This window comes from Actinacidiphila sp. bgisy167 (genome assembly GCF_965342175.1).
Lineage (GTDB): Bacteria > Actinomycetota > Actinomycetes > Streptomycetales > Streptomycetaceae > Actinacidiphila.
Genome location: NZ_CBDRBL010000027.1, coordinates 45,326 through 60,626 on the forward strand (window position 1 = coordinate 45,326; position 15,301 = coordinate 60,626).

The 15,301-nt window shown below is 73.5% G+C and carries 13 protein-coding genes and 1 pseudogene; 4 read left to right on the forward strand and 10 right to left on the reverse strand.

What is annotated here, in order from left to right; genetic code table 11:
• Window positions 1-46: 46 nt before the first annotated feature.
• Window positions 47-2,596, reverse strand: a complete 2,550-nt coding sequence (locus ACRWND_RS13555; protein ID WP_431948984.1) for a SpoIIE family protein phosphatase — start codon at window positions 2,594-2,596, stop codon at window positions 47-49.
• A 182-nt stretch (window positions 2,597-2,778) separates the two neighbouring features.
• Between ACRWND_RS13555 and ACRWND_RS13560 the strand changes: the two genes are divergently transcribed.
• Both ACRWND_RS13560 and ACRWND_RS13565 read left to right on the forward strand, forming a co-directional pair.
• A complete protein-coding gene (locus tag ACRWND_RS13560; RefSeq protein WP_431948985.1) occupies window positions 2,779-3,342 on the forward strand; it encodes a GNAT family N-acetyltransferase in 564 nt (187 codons plus the stop codon).
• Window positions 3,343-4,021: 679 nt separating this feature from the next.
• Complete coding sequence (locus tag ACRWND_RS13565) at window positions 4,022-4,621, forward strand: hypothetical protein (RefSeq protein ID WP_431948986.1); 600 nt, start codon at window positions 4,022-4,024, stop codon at window positions 4,619-4,621.
• 97 nt (window positions 4,622-4,718) lie between these two features.
• On the opposite strand, the gene ACRWND_RS13570 is transcribed toward ACRWND_RS13565, so the two are convergent.
• A complete protein-coding gene (locus tag ACRWND_RS13570) occupies window positions 4,719-4,976 on the reverse strand; it encodes a response regulator transcription factor (protein ID WP_431948987.1) in 258 nt (85 codons plus the stop codon).
• A 715-nt stretch (window positions 4,977-5,691) separates the two neighbouring features.
• Between ACRWND_RS13570 and ACRWND_RS13575 the strand changes: the two genes are divergently transcribed.
• Window positions 5,692-6,111, forward strand: coding sequence for a PPOX class F420-dependent oxidoreductase (locus ACRWND_RS13575; protein ID WP_431948988.1), 420 nt, complete (start codon window positions 5,692-5,694; stop codon window positions 6,109-6,111).
• Between the two features lie 169 nt (window positions 6,112-6,280).
• Here ACRWND_RS13575 and glgC read toward each other — a convergent pair.
• The 3 genes and pseudogenes from glgC to ACRWND_RS13590 all read right to left on the reverse strand — a co-directional run bounded on the left by glgC (window position 6,281) and on the right by ACRWND_RS13590 (window position 9,901).
• Window positions 6,281-7,499 (reverse strand): annotated as a pseudogene (gene glgC, locus ACRWND_RS13580) (glucose-1-phosphate adenylyltransferase).
• Between the two features lie 18 nt (window positions 7,500-7,517).
• Entirely contained in the window at window positions 7,518-8,714 is a 1,197-nt protein-coding gene (gene glgA, locus ACRWND_RS13585; protein ID WP_431948989.1) for a glycogen synthase, read from the reverse strand.
• Between the two features lie 224 nt (window positions 8,715-8,938).
• On the reverse strand, window positions 8,939-9,901 hold the full coding sequence (locus ACRWND_RS13590) for a DivIVA domain-containing protein (protein ID WP_431948990.1): 963 nt from the start codon (window positions 9,899-9,901) through the stop codon (window positions 8,939-8,941).
• 646 nt (window positions 9,902-10,547) lie between these two features.
• Between ACRWND_RS13590 and ACRWND_RS13595 the strand changes: the two genes are divergently transcribed.
• Window positions 10,548-11,495, forward strand: a complete 948-nt coding sequence (locus tag ACRWND_RS13595) for a N(4)-(beta-N-acetylglucosaminyl)-L-asparaginase (protein ID WP_431948991.1) — start codon at window positions 10,548-10,550, stop codon at window positions 11,493-11,495.
• A 12-nt stretch (window positions 11,496-11,507) separates the two neighbouring features.
• Here ACRWND_RS13595 and ACRWND_RS13600 read toward each other — a convergent pair whose 3' ends face one another.
• The 5 genes from ACRWND_RS13600 to ACRWND_RS13620 form a co-directional block, all read right to left on the reverse strand.
• A complete protein-coding gene (locus ACRWND_RS13600) occupies window positions 11,508-11,729 on the reverse strand; it encodes a ferredoxin (protein WP_431948992.1) in 222 nt (73 codons plus the stop codon).
• A gap of 100 nt (window positions 11,730-11,829) precedes the next feature.
• Window positions 11,830-13,035, reverse strand: coding sequence for a cytochrome P450 (locus tag ACRWND_RS13605; protein ID WP_431948993.1), 1,206 nt, complete (start codon window positions 13,033-13,035; stop codon window positions 11,830-11,832).
• A gap of 40 nt (window positions 13,036-13,075) precedes the next feature.
• Window positions 13,076-13,774, reverse strand: a complete 699-nt coding sequence (locus ACRWND_RS13610; protein ID WP_431948994.1) for a TetR/AcrR family transcriptional regulator — start codon at window positions 13,772-13,774, stop codon at window positions 13,076-13,078.
• A gap of 64 nt (window positions 13,775-13,838) precedes the next feature.
• On the reverse strand, window positions 13,839-14,057 hold the full coding sequence (locus ACRWND_RS13615) for a hypothetical protein (protein ID WP_431948995.1): 219 nt from the start codon (window positions 14,055-14,057) through the stop codon (window positions 13,839-13,841).
• A gap of 41 nt (window positions 14,058-14,098) precedes the next feature.
• On the reverse strand, window positions 14,099-15,211 hold the full coding sequence (locus ACRWND_RS13620) for a PP2C family protein-serine/threonine phosphatase (RefSeq protein WP_431948996.1): 1,113 nt from the start codon (window positions 15,209-15,211) through the stop codon (window positions 14,099-14,101).
• Window positions 15,212-15,301: the final 90 nt, after the last annotated feature.

Sequence of the window (15,301 nt, forward strand, 5' to 3'; positions counted from 1 at the left end):
CACGCACGGCGCGGACGCGGACGCCGGGTTTTGGGTCCGGCGCGCGTCATGCGGGCGCCAGGACCTGCTCCGTCCAGATCGTCTTGCCGCGGGGGTGGTGGCGGGTGCCCCACTGCTGGGCGAGCTGTGCCACGAGGAGCAGACCGCGCCCGCCCTCGTCGTACGTACGCGCCCGCCGTAGATGGGGGGTGGTGTTGCTCGTGTCGGTGACCTCGGTGATGAGCGCCGTGTTGTTGTGGATCAGACGCAACCGGATGGGCGGCTTGCCGTAGCGGATGGCGTTGGTCACCAGTTCGCTGACGAGGAGTTCGGTGGTGAACGAGGTCTCCTCCAGGCCCCATGCCGTGAGCTGCGTGGTGGCGTGGCGGCGGGCCTGCGCGACGATGGCGGGGTCGTCGGGCAGCTGCCAGGTCGCGATGTGGTCCGGTGGCAGCGTGCGGGTCCTGCCGACCAGCAGGGCGATGTCGTCCGTCGGGCGGTGCGTGATCAGGGTGGTCAGGATGCGGTCGCAGACCGAGTCCAGGGATCCGGCGGGGTGCGCCAGCGCCGTGAACATCCTGTCGAGGGACTGGTCGATGTCGTGGTGGTGCGGGTCCAGCAGCCCGTTGGTGTAGAGGGCGAGGATCGTGCCCTCGGGGAGGTCCGTGGTCATCGTCTCGAACGGGAGTCCGCCGAGGCCCAGCGGGGGCCCCGCGGGCACGTCCAGGAAGTGGACGGCGTGGTCGGGGGTCACCACGGCGGGCGGGGGATGCCCCGCCCGGGCGAGGCTGCACTGGCGCGTCGTCGGGTCGTACACCGCGTACAGGCACGTGGTGCCGATCCCGCCCGCGGTCTCCGCGTCCTGGCTTTCCCCCGCCTCGTCGGAGCACAGGTGGATCACCAGGTCGTCGAGGTGGGTGAGGAGTTCGTCGGGGGGGAGGTCCACGTCGGCGAGGGTCCGCACCGCTGTGCGCAGCCGTCCCATGGTGGCCGAGGCGCGGATGCCGTGCCCGACGACATCGCCCACCACGAGGGCGACCCGGGTCCCGGACAGCGGGATCACGTCGAACCAGTCGCCGCCCACCCCCGCGTGCGTCGTCGCGGGCAGGTAGCGCGTGGCGATGTCGAGAGCGGCCTGTTCGGGCAGGTGGTGCGGCAGCAGGCTGCGCTGCAGGGTCATGGTCGTCGTACGCTCGCGGGCGTAGCGACGGGCGTTGTGGATCGCGGTCGCCGCCCGTTCGGCGAGCTTTTCCGCCAGCACCAGGTCGTCGGGGGTGAAGGGGGCGGGGGTGCGGTGCCGGCTGAAGAGTGCCAGCCCCAGGGTGCTTCCGCCGGCCGTGAGGGGGACCGCGAGGAACGAGTGGGTGCCCGCCTCGCGGATCCACGCGGTCCGGGGGTCCTGGGCGGTCCAGCGCGCGAGGGCGGCCTCGTCGATGTCGTAGAGCGCGGCCTTCCCGGCTGCCAGGGTCTGAGTCGGCGGGGACCCGGGGGGGTAGGTCGCGGTGTCGCCGAGTGCGATCAGGGCCTCGGGGGTGCCGGGCAGGACGGAGCTGGCGGCGGTGCGGGTCACCGTCACCGGACCGTCCGGACCCCCCGCCGGTGCACCGGCCGCGAGGTCGATCAAGTCGACCGCGGCGTAGTCGGCAAGGTCGGGCACCACCAGGTCGGTGAGCTCCTGCGCGGTACGGGTGGTGTCCAGCGTCGTGCCGACGCGCGTGGCGGCGTCGTGCAGCAGCCGCGAACGGCGCCGGGCGCGGGGGTCCTCGCCGGACGGGTGGGTGGTGAGCACCACCCCGCGCACGGTCCCCGCCGGATCGGCGAGCGGGGTGAGCGTCGCACTCAATGCGCCGTCCCCGTCCGCGCCGTCCCCGTCCGCGCTGTCGCCGTCCGCGCTGTCGCCTCGGCCTCCGGCGGCCGCGACGAGCGTGCCGAAGGGCATCGTGCCGTGGCCGGTGAAGGGTGCCGGGACGTGCCGCGGACGGCCGCTGCTCAGCACCCCCCGCATCTGGCTCTCCGCCCGCCGGGCCGAGTCACCAGGCGCGAGTTCGGGCAGGCGCAGGCCGCGCATCTCGGCCTCTCGCAGGCCCAGTACGTCCTCGAAGGCGGCGTTGGCCCGCGTCAGCCGAAGACCGGAGTCGAAGACCGCCTGGGGGCAAGGCGACTGTGCGTAGGCCCAGCCGCGGACGGCGTCGTGAGCCGGCGGGTCCGCGCAGGACGCGGGTACCGCCGCGACGACCAGCCAGCCGCCATCGCCGCCGCCCCGCCCGCTGTGACCACCGCCGTTGTGCACGGCCCCCGCGTCGTCGCCCCCGCCCGCGGTCGCGCGGTGGTGGGCGAGCAGCCGCAGGCGCACGGTGTGGCCGTCCCGGTGCCGGAGCGCGAGGGTCCCGGACCAGCGGGGCGGCGCCGGGGCGGGTGGCGGAGGTTCGGCGAGCAGCTGCGCGGCGGGCCGGCCGATGATCTCGGCGGGCGTGTGGCCGAGCAGATGGTGGGCCTGGGCGCTCCAGCCGGTGACGATCCCAAGCTCGTCGAGCGTGGCGGAGGCGGTGTAGGAGGCACCGCCGTCGGAGCCCCGGGACTCCGGCTGTCCGCCGGCGGCGGTAGGAAGCGGCTCCATGGCTGTCATCTCGCCCTCGCTAGGTTCCTTCCCCCGGCTGGGGCGGGGGAACCGGGCTCGGCCAGGCCATCCTGAGACCAGCATCGTGCCTGTGACGGGTGAGCACCAACGCAGCGGATGGGCCAATGCCGGGCGGTGCACCGGAGGCGGGAGTCGGCCCGCCGCGTGAGAGCATCACGCGCATGTACCCCCAGACCTCCCGGCTGCGCCTGCGCCGTTTCCGTCCCGATGACGCGCCGGCGCTGGCCGCCTACCGATCGGACCCCGCCGTCGCCCGTTACCAGGGGTGGAGTGCACCGGTGTCCCCGGAGGCGGCCGCGCAGCTCGTCGAGAGATTCGCAGCAGGGGATCCCGGGGAGCCCGGCTGGTTCCAGTACGCCGTGGAGCTCACCTCCACCGGGGAGCTGATCGGCGACATCGGTGTCCGCCTGCACGACAACCTGATGCAGGCCGAACTCGGCTTCACCCTCTCCCGCACGCATCAAGGCCGCGGTTACGCCGCCGAGGCCGTCACGGCGCTGCTGGAGCGGCTCTTCGCCGAACAGGGACTGCACCGCGTCTCCGCCGAGTGCGACGCCCGCAACACCGCCTCGGCGCGGTTGCTCGAACGGGTGGGGTTCCATCTGGAGGGCCGCCGTCCGGCTCACAGCTGGATCAAGGGGGAGTGGACCGACGACCTGCTGTACGGCCTGCTCGCCGCCGACTGGGAGCGGTGTCACCCTGTTGTCCGGCCGGACGGGGAATGAGCGCGTCCGCCGCACGGTTGCACCCGGCGCGGGAGACCCGTCCCGGGACTCCACGGGGGCCGCGGAGCGGTGGGGCCCCCACGAGGTCCCGAGCGGGAGAACGGCCCCGCTGCGGTCCGGCGCCGGCCTGGCCCCCTTCCTGGCCGGCGCCGACCGCATGATGCGCCGACCTCGTGGCGCGCCGACCGCGTGGCGCGCCGTCGGCCGGCACCGCCGTCCAGCGATGCCGGGCGGTACCGGAGACGTTTCCGACGCTCCGTCACACCACCCGGCATGGAGCCCGGTTGACCCCGGCTGGATCACTCCGGCTCGCAGGGAAGCCCCGGCGGGTGTCTGATGGCATCAGCGGCCCGGGGCCCCGGAGTGGCCCCCGTTGCAAAGGCCCCGGGTCCGCTTCGCGCCTCCTCCGCTGTGCGATCCGGACGACTGCCTGCGGCCGCCCGCATTCTGACGGCTCGCCGGTACGCGCTGAGCTGTGTTCCGACCGGACCGCTGTGACGGAACGCTCGCGGAAGGTTGCCGTACAGTCCGTTCCGCCGTGTCTGCCCGATCCTGATGGTGTTTGTCGCTTGGGTGGTGGATTGGCCTGTTCGGGGGGTGTGGGGTGATGCTGGGATATGTGAGTACGGGTGTTCCTGCGGATTCCGCTGCTCCTGCCGTTCTGCCGGCGTGGTCGCCGATGCTGGCGGTGGCGGGGCCGTTGCCGGGGCCGGAGGTGGAGGCGGAGTACGGGTTCGAGCCGTTGTTCAACGGGGCTCGGGTGCTGGTGTATCTGCCGGGTGACGGGCAGGTGCGGTTGGTGTCGGCGGTGGGGCAGGACGTGACGGCGGGGTATCCGGAGTTGCGGGGGTTGCCGGGGGTGTTGCCGCCGGGGCTGGTGGGGGTGCTGGACGGGGAGATCGTGGCGTTGGGGAAGCGTGGCGGGGTGTCGGTGGAGCGGTTGCAGCGGCGGATGAGTCTGCGGCATCCGGTGGCGGTGGCGGAGGCGTCCGAGGCGATGCCGGTGCAGTTGGCGGTGTACGACATCCTGCACTTGGGGGAGCCGGTGCTGCATTCGCCGTTCACGGCGCGGCGGGCGTTGCTGGATGATCTGGGGGTGGCGGGGCCGCATGTGGTGGTGCCGCCGTACTGGCCGGCGATGGCGAGCGAGGCGTTGCACTACATCCGGCAGGAGGGGTACGACGGTGTGGTGGCCAAGCGGTTGACCAGTACGTATCTGCCGGGGCGGCGCAGCCGTGACTGGATCAAGGTCAAGAACCTCCACCCCGACGGCTCCTGATCCCAGAGCCCCGCACGCGACGGCTCCCCACCGCGACATCACCGACCACGGCGCCCCCGGGTCGGCGGACGGCTGATCACCTTGCGTGCGCGGGTGGTCACAGTCCGAGCGCGATGGCGGTGCGGGTGAGTTCCGCGGTGCTGTAGATGCCGAGCTTGGTGCGGATGCGGCGGAGGTAGGCGTCGACGGTGTGCTTGGACAGTCCCATGTGCCGGGCGGTCTGGTGGTAGGTGCGGCCGGCGGCGATGTGGCGTAGGGTCTCGCGCTCGCGGGGGGCGAGTTCGGGAAGTCCGGTGGCGGTGGCGTCGGGGCCCGTGGTGGTGCCGGTCTGGGGCGTGGTGGCTGCGGCGCTCATGGGGGTGTCCTTCGGCGGTGGTGCGGGGTCCTGCTCGCGCCCTCGGAAGCAGGGGAGGGGTGTCCGATAAGGGCGTTTTGCCCTCTATTGACCACACTCGCGCTCCGACGTCATGGTGCTGTCCGTCGATCGTCACAGGTGTGTCACGAGCGGGATGTGCGGAAGGGGTGCGGCGCCAGCCTGCGGGCGCATGCGGTCCTCGGCGCCGGTTCCCCGTGCCGTACCCCTCCGGATGAATTGTCATAGAGATGCAAATTTCAGCCAGGGTGTGGGCGTGGACCTTCGCCGCATCAGACGTCACCCCGTGCGCAGCGCCCCGCACCGCCCCGAGTGGAGGGTCCCGTGAACGCCGCTGCTGCGCTGGCGGGTCCTTGGCCGGCCTCACACGCCCGGAAACCCCCGGCCGCGGCGGCCGGGGCCATCTGGGTGCCGCCGCGGGGGGCGTCGTGGGCGCGCCGCTTCGCGGCCGACATGCGGGACGGGACGGGACGGGTCATCCTGGCGGCATGCAGCGTCGCGTCATCGTGATGCCGCCAACGACGAGCGGCGGTCGGCGCGTCCGTGGGGACGGCGGGTCCTGGGGATCGCGTACCACCTCCGCGACGTCCAGGACCTCCCGCGGCGCGCCGGCCACAGTCCCGGCAGCGGCGACCCCCGGCGAGGGGCCGGCGGCGGCCCGTGGACGTGAGCCGACGACCGCAGAGAAGGAGTCCCCGTGTCCAAGCCCCCGCTCCCACCGGCAGCGATCGAGATGCTGAAGAAGGCCAATCCGGCCGTCATCACGACGCTGCGCGCCGACGGCCAGCCGGTGTCCACGGCCACCTGGTACCTGTGGGAGGACGGCCGGGTGCTGGTCAACATGGACAGCGGCCGCAAGCGTCTGGACCACCTCCGCAACGACCCCCGGGTCTCCCTCACGGTCCTGGACGAGGGGGACTGGTACACCCACGTCACCGTGATCGGACGCGTCGCGGAGCTGCGTGAGGACACCGCTCTCGCGGACATCGACCGGCTGTCCCAGCAGTACGTGGGCCGCGCCTACCCGCAGCGGGACCGCGAGCGCGTCAGCGCGCTGATCGAGATCGAGCAGTGGCACGGTTGGGGCACGCTGAAGGACAGCAGCCAGCCGGGCTGACCGGACACGGCGGCGTCAGCACCTGTACGGGCGCAGCCGCTCACGGTGACGGCCGCTCATGGCGCGGCCGCTCTCCTTGACCGGCCGTCCTCCTCCACGGGCCGCCATCCGCCGATCCGCAGGGCCCGACACGGTTGTCGAGGCCGGTGACCGCGGGGGAGGTACGGAGTCACAGCACCCGCTGCCCCTTGCCGAGGGCGACGATCCCGTTCGCCGAGGCGTGGTAGAACTCGCGGTCGCGGTCCGGGTTGACACCGACGGTGGCGCCCGGGGGCACGACCACGTTCTTGTCGAGGATCGCGCGGCGCACCACCGCGCCCCGCCCGACCCGGACGTTGTCGTGCAGCACCGACCCCTGCACCACCGCCCCCTCCTCGACCACCACCCCCGGCGACAGCACGGACTGCGTGACCTGTCCGGAGATGACGCACCCCGGGCTGACCATGGACTCGCCCGCGATGCCGCCGGCCACGAACTTCGCCGGGGGCAGGCGCAGCGAGTGCGTGTACAGCGGCCACTGGTCGTTGTAGAGGTTGAAGACCGGGTGGACGGAGATCAGGTCCTGGTGCGCGTCGTAGTACGCGTCCAGAGTGCCCACGTCCCGCCAGTAGCCGTGGTCGCGGACGGTCTCCCCGGGCACATGGTTGTCGTCGAAGTCGTAGACCTGCACCTGGCCCTTGGCCGTCAGCAGCGGGATGATGCTGCCGCCCATGTCGTGCACCGACGTGTCGTCCTCGGCGTCCTGGGCGAGCGCGTCCAGGAGCACCTTGGTGGTGAACACGTAGTTGCCCATCGAGGCGTACACCCGGTCCGGGTCCCCGGGCAGGCCCGGAGGATCGGCGGGCTTCTCCAGGAACCGCTCCACCCTCACGCCGCCCGGCCCCGGGGTGATGACCCCGAACGAGGACGCCTGCTCGCGGCGGACGCGGATGCCGGCCACCGTGGCGCCGGCGCCGGCCTCGATGTGTTGGCGCAGCATCTGCCGGGGGGTCCATGCGGTAGACGTGGTCGGCCCCGAAGACGACGATGTAGTCGGGCTGTTCGTCGTGCACCAGGTTCAGCGACTGGTAGATCGCGTCAGCGCTCCCCAGGAACCACCGCGGGCCCAGCCGCTGCTGTGCCGGGACGGGGGTGACGTAGTTCCCCAGCAGGTTCGACATCCGCCAGGTCGTGGTGATGTGCCGGTCCAGCGAGTGCGACTTGTACTGCGTCAGCACGCAGATGCGCATGATGTCGCCGTTGACGAGATTGGACAGGACGAAGTCCACCAGTCGGTAGGCGCCGCCGAACGGCACCGCCGGTTTGGCGCGGTCGGCGGTCAGCGGCATCAGCCGCTTGCCCTCCCCGCCCGCGAGTACGATTCCGAGCACCGAAGGTCCGCCGCGCATCACTGCCCCCTCTGCCGCCTACCGCCCCTGCGATCCGCAGATCTCCTCGTACACGCCCACCGTGCGGCGGGCCACCGCGTCCCACCCGAACTCCGCCACCGCCCGCGCGCGTCCCGCCGCCCCCATCCGCGCCGCCGCCGCGGGATCGCCGGCCAGCGCGCCGACCGCCGTGGCAAGCCCCGCCTCGAACGCCTCCGGGTCCTTCTCCTCGTACGGCACCAGGAGCCCCGTCACGCCGTCCTCCACCACCTCCGGGATCCCGCCCACCGCGGAGGCGACCACGGCGGTGCCGCACGCCATCGCCTCCAGATTGACGATGCCCAGCGGCTCGTACACCGAGGGACACACGAACACCGCGGCGTGCGTGAGCAGTCGCACCACCTCCGGCCGGGGCAGCATCCGCGGGATCCAGACCACCCCGCCGCGCACCGATCGCAGTTCCGCCACCAGCTCGCGGAACTCCCGGTCGATCTCAGGGGTGTCGGGCGCCCCGGCGCACAGCACGATCTGCAGCTCCGGATCGATCCGCCGGGCGGCCCGCAGCAGGTGCGGCACCCCTTTCTGGCGGGTGATCCGCCCGACGAACAGGGCGTACGGGCGGCCCGGATCGACGCCGTGCGCGGTCAGCGCGGCGGGGGACGCGTCCGGCCGGTACAGGCGGGTGTCGATGCCGTTGTGGACGACGTGCACCCGAGCCGGGTCGAGCGCGGGGTAGCTGCGCAGGATGTCCGCGCGCATGCCGTGCGACACGGCGATCACGCCGTCCGCGGCCTCGACCGCCGTCCGCTCCGCCCAGCCGGAGAGCGCGTACCCGCCGCCCAGCTGCTCGGCCTTCCAGGGGCGCAGCGGCTCCAGTGAGTGGGCGGTCAGCACGTGCGGTACGCCGTACAGCAGCTTGGCCAGGTGGCCTGCGAGGGCGGCGTACCAGGTGTGCGAGTGCACCAGATCCCGCCCGGACAGCGCGGCGGCCATCGACAGGTCGACGGACAGGCTGCGCAGCGCCTCGTTCGCTTCCCCGAGCTCCGCGGCGGCGGCATGGCGGATGACGCCGGGCTCGTCCGAGCCGCCCGCCGGGCCCTTCCCGTCGGCCCCGGCCCACGTGTGGACCTCGAGGTCGGCCAGCGATCGCAACTCACGGGCCAGGAACTCCACATGGACGCCCGCCCCGCCGTACACGTGCGGCGGGTACTCCCGCGTGAGCAGTGCCACCTTCACGGGCGCCTCCCCGGAGTCCCGTTGCCGTGTCGGGACATCCATGCCCAGCGGAACGGCGTTCGATCCGCGTTCCCCGGAACCTCAGGGGTGCGGACGCCGTCCGGGACGACGGCACCCGCCACCGGTGGCCACCTCCGGGGTGACGCGGAACGGCTCGGCGCCAGGGAGCGGACGCCCGCGTTCCCCCATACGCACCGCGCCCGCTGGGCGCCGCAGGCCGCGCCTCAGTCCTCCTCTCCGCTGAGCGTGCCCGCGGTGGTGAGGGGGGCGACACCGGGCCCCGGGGAGGCCGGGGAGGCCGGGGAGGCATGGGCGGGGGACGGGGGTGCGGGCCGGGCGTCCGCGGGAGACGTGGCGGTGGCGCGGGCGAGGGAGACTGACGGGGGTGCGACGGGCGGGGCGAGGGAGCGGGCGAGGTCGCGGTCGAGGCGGCGGAGCTGGGACTGCATGTGGGCGGTGAGCCGGCTGCGGTAGGCGTGCTCGAAGGTGCGGAGGTCGTCGACCTTGCGCTGGAGCGCGGTGCGGGCGGAGGCCAGGGCGACCATTGCCTGACGGTGCTTCTCGCGGGCCTCCTGCTCGAGTGCCTGGGCGCGGTCGCGCGCGTCGCGGCGCAGGGCGTCGGCCTGGCCGAGGGCCTCACCGACGATCTTGTGGGCCTCGGCGCGGGCCTCGGAGACGGCCTGTTCTGCGGTGCGCTCGGCCAGGGCCATCAGACGGGCCGAGCTGTCCACGGCGATCCCGGACCGCTTCGGGCCGGCCTCCTCCGCTTGCCTGGCCGACTCCTCCGCTCGCGCGGGCGACCCGTCGGCGGATGCGGCCGCCTCGGCGGCGGGGCGGGGGGCGGGCTTCCGCTCCGGCGCGGGCTCGCGCCGGGGCCCGGAGTCGGCCCCGGGCTCGTACCGGAACGCGGCGTCGGCTGCCGCGGGTTCCGGCCCCGACGCCGCCCCGTGCCGGGGCTGCTCGGCCGGTTCGGGGTGTTCCGGCCGCTCCGGCTGCCGGGCCGCAGCGGCCTCGGCGGCGGAGAGTTCGGTGCGCAGATCCTGGTTGATCTTCAGCAGCCGGGTCAGCTCGGCCCGCACCTCGTCCAGGAAGTCGTCGACCTCGCGCTCGTCGTAGGCCTCGCGGAGGCGGACGGTGGTGAACTGCTTCGTGCGCACGTTCTCGGGGGTAATCGGCGTCTGTGCCATCTGCTCACCTCGAGGTGTTCGTCGACAAGTCCTGACCGCATCCGTCAACTCCAGCTTGGGCGGCGGGCCGGGTCGGGGCAGCCCGGGCACATCGCGCGTGCGCGGCGCGGGCGGTGCGGCCGGCGCCGATCGTGGGACCCGGGCGAGCGGCGTGCGGGCGCAACTACGCGAGGCGCAGTGGCAACTGTGATCATCAGCGCTGTCACGGCGTCCGCTGACAGCGTGGATTTCCCTTCGTGCCCGGCGAAAGGGCCGGACGGGTGAATACGGCCCCAGGGTCCTCGATCAGGGCGGCGCGGGCGGGGCCCGGGAGGGCCGCTGCCCGGGGGCGACGGCGACCAAGCACGACGGGCGCCCCGTCGCCGCCGGGGGAGGCAAGCCCGCCGCCGAAGTGGCCCCGGCATCACCGTACGCGTGCGCGCCGCGGCGGACGGCACCGCTGGGCTGCCCGACGGCGGCCGCTCGAGCGGTACGCCTCCGCCGTGACGGTTCCGCGACGCATCCCTCTCCTCGTGGCAGCCGCTCCCGGGCAGTGCCGGCGGCACCGTTCCCGGCGTTAGGCTCGCGGCGACGACGTAGCCGCTTGCCGCGGGCGCCGGGTCGCGCCGGGCGCCCTTGCGGTGCGACCCACCAGGGAAGGGATCCCATGACGCAGCCCGTGATCATCGGAAGCGAGCGCAGTGAGGTCGGCCTGCCTGCCGGAATGGACGTGCTGCGGCGCGGGGGGACGGCGTTGGACGCCGTGGAGGCGGCGATGCGCCGCTGCGAGGACAACCTCACCGACCACTACGTCGGCACCGGAGGGCTGCCCAACGCGCAGGGCGTCGTCGAGCTGGACGCGTCGGTCATGACGGGCTCGGACCGCAGGTTCGGCGCGGTCGGCGCGCTGCGCGGTTTCCCGAACCCGATCTCGGTGGCGCGCGCCGTGATGGAGCGGCTGCCGCAGCACTGCCTGCTGGTGGGGGAGGGGGCTGAGCTGTTCGCGCGGGAGAACGGCTTCGAGCGCGCCGAGCTGCTGACCGACGAGTCCCGGGCGATGTGGCGCGAGCAGCTGCTGACCGCCGCGGACGCGGTCGAGGGGGAGAACACCCCGGCCGTCGACGGCGACCACCGCTACCGGCAGGCGGCGTTGGAGCTCGTGCGGCGGATGGCTCCGCACGAAGGGCCGTGGGGCACGATCAACATCATCGCGCTGGACGCGCACGGCGAGATGTGCGTGGGCGTCTCCACGTCCGGCTACCCCTTCAAGTACCCGGGACGGGTGGGCGACTCCGCCGTCCCCGGGGCAGGCAACTGGTGCGATCTGCGCGGTGGCGGGGCGGCCTGCACCGGCCGCGGCGAGCTGAGCCTGCGCGGCGGGACGGCGCGTACGGTGGTCGACCTGCTGGCGCTGGGCAAGGAGCCCGCGGAGGCGTGCCGGATCGGCCTGGAGGAGGCGGCGGGCCTGCCCGACGAGTTCCGGTCCGAGCTGCGGGCGCTGGCGCTGACACCGGACGGGCGGCACGGCGGTGCCGCCGGCCAGGAGGGCAGCGTCTACGCCGTGATGACCGACGCCTCCACCGAACCCGAGCTGCGCCCCCGCATGCTGGTGTGAGGCCCGGGGCGGCTACGGCTGGGGCGCGATCAGCTCCCCGCTGGTCGCGTCCCGGAGGGTGATGGCCTCCACCGGGCAGGACTCGGCGGCGTCGACCAGGAGTTCGTCCGGTTCGGCCGTCGGGTGCCTGGGGCAGGACTTGCCGTCGCGGAGTTCGAAATGCGCGGGGGCGATGCCGGCGCAGGAGCCGGTGCCGATGCAGGTGTCGCGGTCCACCGCGATCTGCCAGGTCATAGTGCGTGTCCTTCGTGTCGTCGTCGGATGTCATCTGATGTGCGGATGCCGGCGGGCGCCGTTGTCGGTCGCCCGGGGCGGGCGGATACGCCGTAGGCCGTCAGCTCCGGTCCCAGGTGACCGGCAGCCGTTCGGGGCTGCGCAGGGCGACGCCGGACCTCCACACGACGCTCTCCGCGGGACCCGCGAGGCGCAGCCCCGGCAGCCGGTCGAGCAGGGTGCGCAGAGCCACCTGGATTTCCATGCGCGCCAGTTGGGCGCCCAGGCAGTGGTGCGGTCCGTGCCCGAACCCTACGTGGGAGGCCTCCTGCCGCCGCAGGTCGAGCCGGTCGGGGTCGGTGTAGACCGTGTCGTCCCGGTTGGCCGACACGGGGCAGACCACGACCGCCTCCCCGGCCCGTACGGTGCCGCCGCTGAGCTCGACGTCGTCCAGCGCGTAGCGGGGCATGCCCGCCCCGGTGCCCAGCGGGACGTAGCGCATCAGTTCCTCGACGGCGCCGGGGAGGAGACCGGGGTCGGCGCGCAGCGCCGCGAGCTGATCGGGGTGGGTGAGCAGGGTGTAGACGAAGTTGGGGATCTGCGAGGCGGTCGTCTCATGGCCCGCGACGAGCAACGCGATCGCCAGGACCCGCAGTTCCCGTTCCGACAGCCGGTCGCCGTTGTCGCGGGCGTCGACCAGCGCGCCGAGGAGGTCCTCGTGCGGAGTGCTGCGGCGTTCGGCGATGAGGCCGGCCATGTAGGCCGTCAGCGCGTCCGTGCAGTCCTGGATCTCCTGCGGGGTGTACTTGGTGGTGGACAGCAGCGCGTCGGACCAGAAGCGGAAGTCGGCACGGTCGGCCAGGGGGACGCCGAGCAGTTCGCAGATGACGGTGACGGGAAGCGGCAGGGCGAAGTCCGCCACGAGGTCGGCGGGAGCGCCGCGGGCGATCATGCCGTCGGCGAGCTCGGCCGCGATCTGCTCGGTGCGGGGCCGCAGGCGCTCGATATGACGGGCCGTGAAGGCCTTGGCCACGATCCGCCGCAGCCGGGTGTGGTCCGGCGGGTCGAGGTCCAGGATGCTGCCTTCCAGACCCCGGTGCGGTCGCAGCCGTGGCTCGTCGCGGTGGACGGCCTCGGCCCGGCTGAAGCGGGGGTCGCCCAGCACGGTCCTGACGTCCTCGTACCGGGTGACCAACCAGGCGGCCTCACCGTAGGGGAAACGGACCCGGCACAGCGGTTCCTCCTTGCGCAGCCGGGCGAAGGCCGGGTCGACGGTCAGCCGGTCGGACTCGGTGAAGGGGTAGTTCCTGGGCTCGGTCGTGGCCATGGCACGTGCCTCCTGTGAGCGCGGGGATCGGTTGTGCCGCTCACGACGGCCCTGGGAGGCGGCGTGGCGCGGCGGGCGGGGCGACGAGGGCGGGGCGCAGCAGGTGGCACAGGTCGTCGGCGAGGAGTTCCAGCGGGTCGTCGGTGTCGACCGGCAGGCCGCCGGCGATCCAGGCGGTGAGGAACGAACCGGTCTGCAGCACCGCCATCAGGGCCCGCTGCCGCGCCTGCCCGGGCGTGACGCCCCGCCATCGGCGGGGGTCGGCGGTCAGCAGCGCCACGTAGCGTTCGTGCGCCGCGAGGTAGCGGTCGCGGGCGCTGCCGTCGGACCCGGCCGCCGAGGGGGTGGCAGCCAGCAGCACACCGATGGTCGGCGCCAGCGCACGCCACTGCGCCGCGGCGTGCTCCAGCCACTGGCGGACGGTGCCGGGGGTCCACTCGGGAGCGGTGGCGAACTCCGCGTACAGGGCGTCGCTGATCCGGTACACCCGGTCCGTCAGGGCGGCGATGACCTCCGCCTTGCCGCGGAAGTGCGCGTACACCGTGGCCCGTGTGACGCCGCCCGCACGGGCGATCTCCTCCATGGTGGCGGCGACGAACGACGTCGTGGCGAACACCTCGACCGCCCCGTCCAGGATCCGGTTACGGGTCAGGTCCCGCTGCTCGGTGCGCAGACTCACCCGCGGGGCGCCCACCGCGGTCGCGGAACCGGCCGGGACCGGCCGGGGACGACGTTCCATGAGAAAAGCTTACAAAAAGGAGTGTCTCTGTACATTCTGTGTACGTCGTGGGAGGCCAGGGTGGTCAGCCCTGGTTGCGGGGGTGGCCGCGGGCGGCGCGTTCGTCGCCGCGCCGGTGGTCGCCGGTCCGGCGGGCCATGAATCGCTGGGCGTCGCCATGCTCCACCCGCCAAGGACCGCGCGGCGCGCTGCCCGCGCGGGAAGGCGGCGGTGCGTGCGCCATGGGTGACGCCACGGCGCCGTCGCCGCGCCGCCGGTAGGGGAAGCCGTGGGGTCGGGGCACGGCAGCGAGCTACGGGCGCGCCGCTCCCGCACGACAGCGGTTCACGGCGCGCCGCCCGCAGCGACGTGCCGCGCGTGCACGGCCAGGGCGGCGATGTCGTCCTCGAGGCGCCCGTCGCTGTGGCGCACCAGGTCCCGGTGCAGCCGGTCCAGCAGTTGGCGGGGTGCCGCCGGGCTCTGGCCGCTCATCCACTCCGGCAGCGGGAAGAACGTCCCGGCGCGGTCACGGGTCTCGGTGACGCCGTCGGTGTAGAGCAGCAGCTGGTCGCCGGCGGTGAAGCGGTGCGTGTCGACGGCGTAGGCGTCCCCGACGAGGTCGGAGAAGGCCAAGGGCGCGGAGACCGCGCTGGGCTCCAGGACCTGGACGCGTCCGGCGTGCACGAGAATCGGCGGGGGGTGACCGCAGTTCAGCAGCCGCAGGCGGCTGCCGCCGCGCGGAATCTCGGCGATCACGGCGGTCGCGAACCGCTCCGGCAGATCCTGGCTGGGGTAGCTGGAGTAGTAGCGCGCGATGCCCGCCTCCAGACGGCGGGTCAGCTCTCCGAGGTCGGGTTCCTCGTACGCCGCTTCCCTGAAGGAGCCGATCACCGCGGCGGCCGCACCCACGGCCGACAGCCCCTTGCCGCGTACATCGCCGATGAGCAGCCGCACCCCGTAGGGGGTGTCGGCCACCTCGTAGAAGTCGCCGCCGATGCGGGCCTGCTCCTGCGCCGCCAGGTACAGCGACTCGATCTCCACGTTCTGGATGCGCCGCGGCACCGGCCGCAGCAGTACGGTCTGCGCCGCGTCGGCGACCAGCCGGGTGCGGAAGAGTGCTTCCTCGCGCTGGATCCGTACGTGGCTGGTGTACGCAGCCGCCAGCGTGACCGCGGCGATGGCGGCCCCGGTGTACGGGCTTCCCAGGTCGGTGTAGACGAAGGTCAGGCCCACCATGAGTAGCAGGCACACAATGCCCAGCAGCACGGTCGGGAGGACCCGCCACATGGCGGCGGCCAGGGCCGGCGCGACGGGCAGCAGGCGGCTGATCGCGGCCTCGCGCGGGGTGGAGTAGGCCAGGGCGGCGATGAGCACGGTCAGGACCACCGGGGAGACCCGGACGGCCACCCAGCGGCCGGTGCGGGCGCGTCGGCGCCGCAGCCGTCCGGACGTGATCACAAACCGCATCATACCGTGCCATAAGGGGCAAGGGGCTGCTCGTCGCTCCGTCCCCCCCCATCGGCCGAGCGAGCCGGCCGGCCGACCGCG

Bases quoted from the DNA above. Each gene is read 5' to 3' on its own strand.
- ACRWND_RS13555 (WP_431948984.1), bottom strand. From the start codon at position 2,596: ATGGAGCCGCTTCCTACCGCCGCCGGCGGACAGCCGGAGTCCCGGGGC.
- ACRWND_RS13565 (WP_431948986.1), top strand. From the start codon at position 4,022: ATGCTGGCGGTGGCGGGGCCGTTGCCGGGGCCGGAGGTGGAGGCGGAG.
- ACRWND_RS13570 (WP_431948987.1), bottom strand. From the start codon at position 4,976: ATGAGCGCCGCAGCCACCACGCCCCAGACCGGCACCACCACGGGCCCC.
- ACRWND_RS13560 (WP_431948985.1), top strand. From the start codon at position 2,779: ATGTACCCCCAGACCTCCCGGCTGCGCCTGCGCCGTTTCCGTCCCGAT.
- ACRWND_RS13600 (WP_431948992.1), bottom strand. From the start codon at position 11,729: ATGACCTGGCAGATCGCGGTGGACCGCGACACCTGCATCGGCACCGGC.
- ACRWND_RS13610 (WP_431948994.1), bottom strand. From the start codon at position 13,774: ATGGAACGTCGTCCCCGGCCGGTCCCGGCCGGTTCCGCGACCGCGGTG.
- ACRWND_RS13595 (WP_431948991.1), top strand. From the start codon at position 10,548: ATGACGCAGCCCGTGATCATCGGAAGCGAGCGCAGTGAGGTCGGCCTG.
- ACRWND_RS13590 (WP_431948990.1), bottom strand. From the start codon at position 9,901: ATGGCACAGACGCCGATTACCCCCGAGAACGTGCGCACGAAGCAGTTC.
- ACRWND_RS13605 (WP_431948993.1), bottom strand. From the start codon at position 13,035: ATGGCCACGACCGAGCCCAGGAACTACCCCTTCACCGAGTCCGACCGG.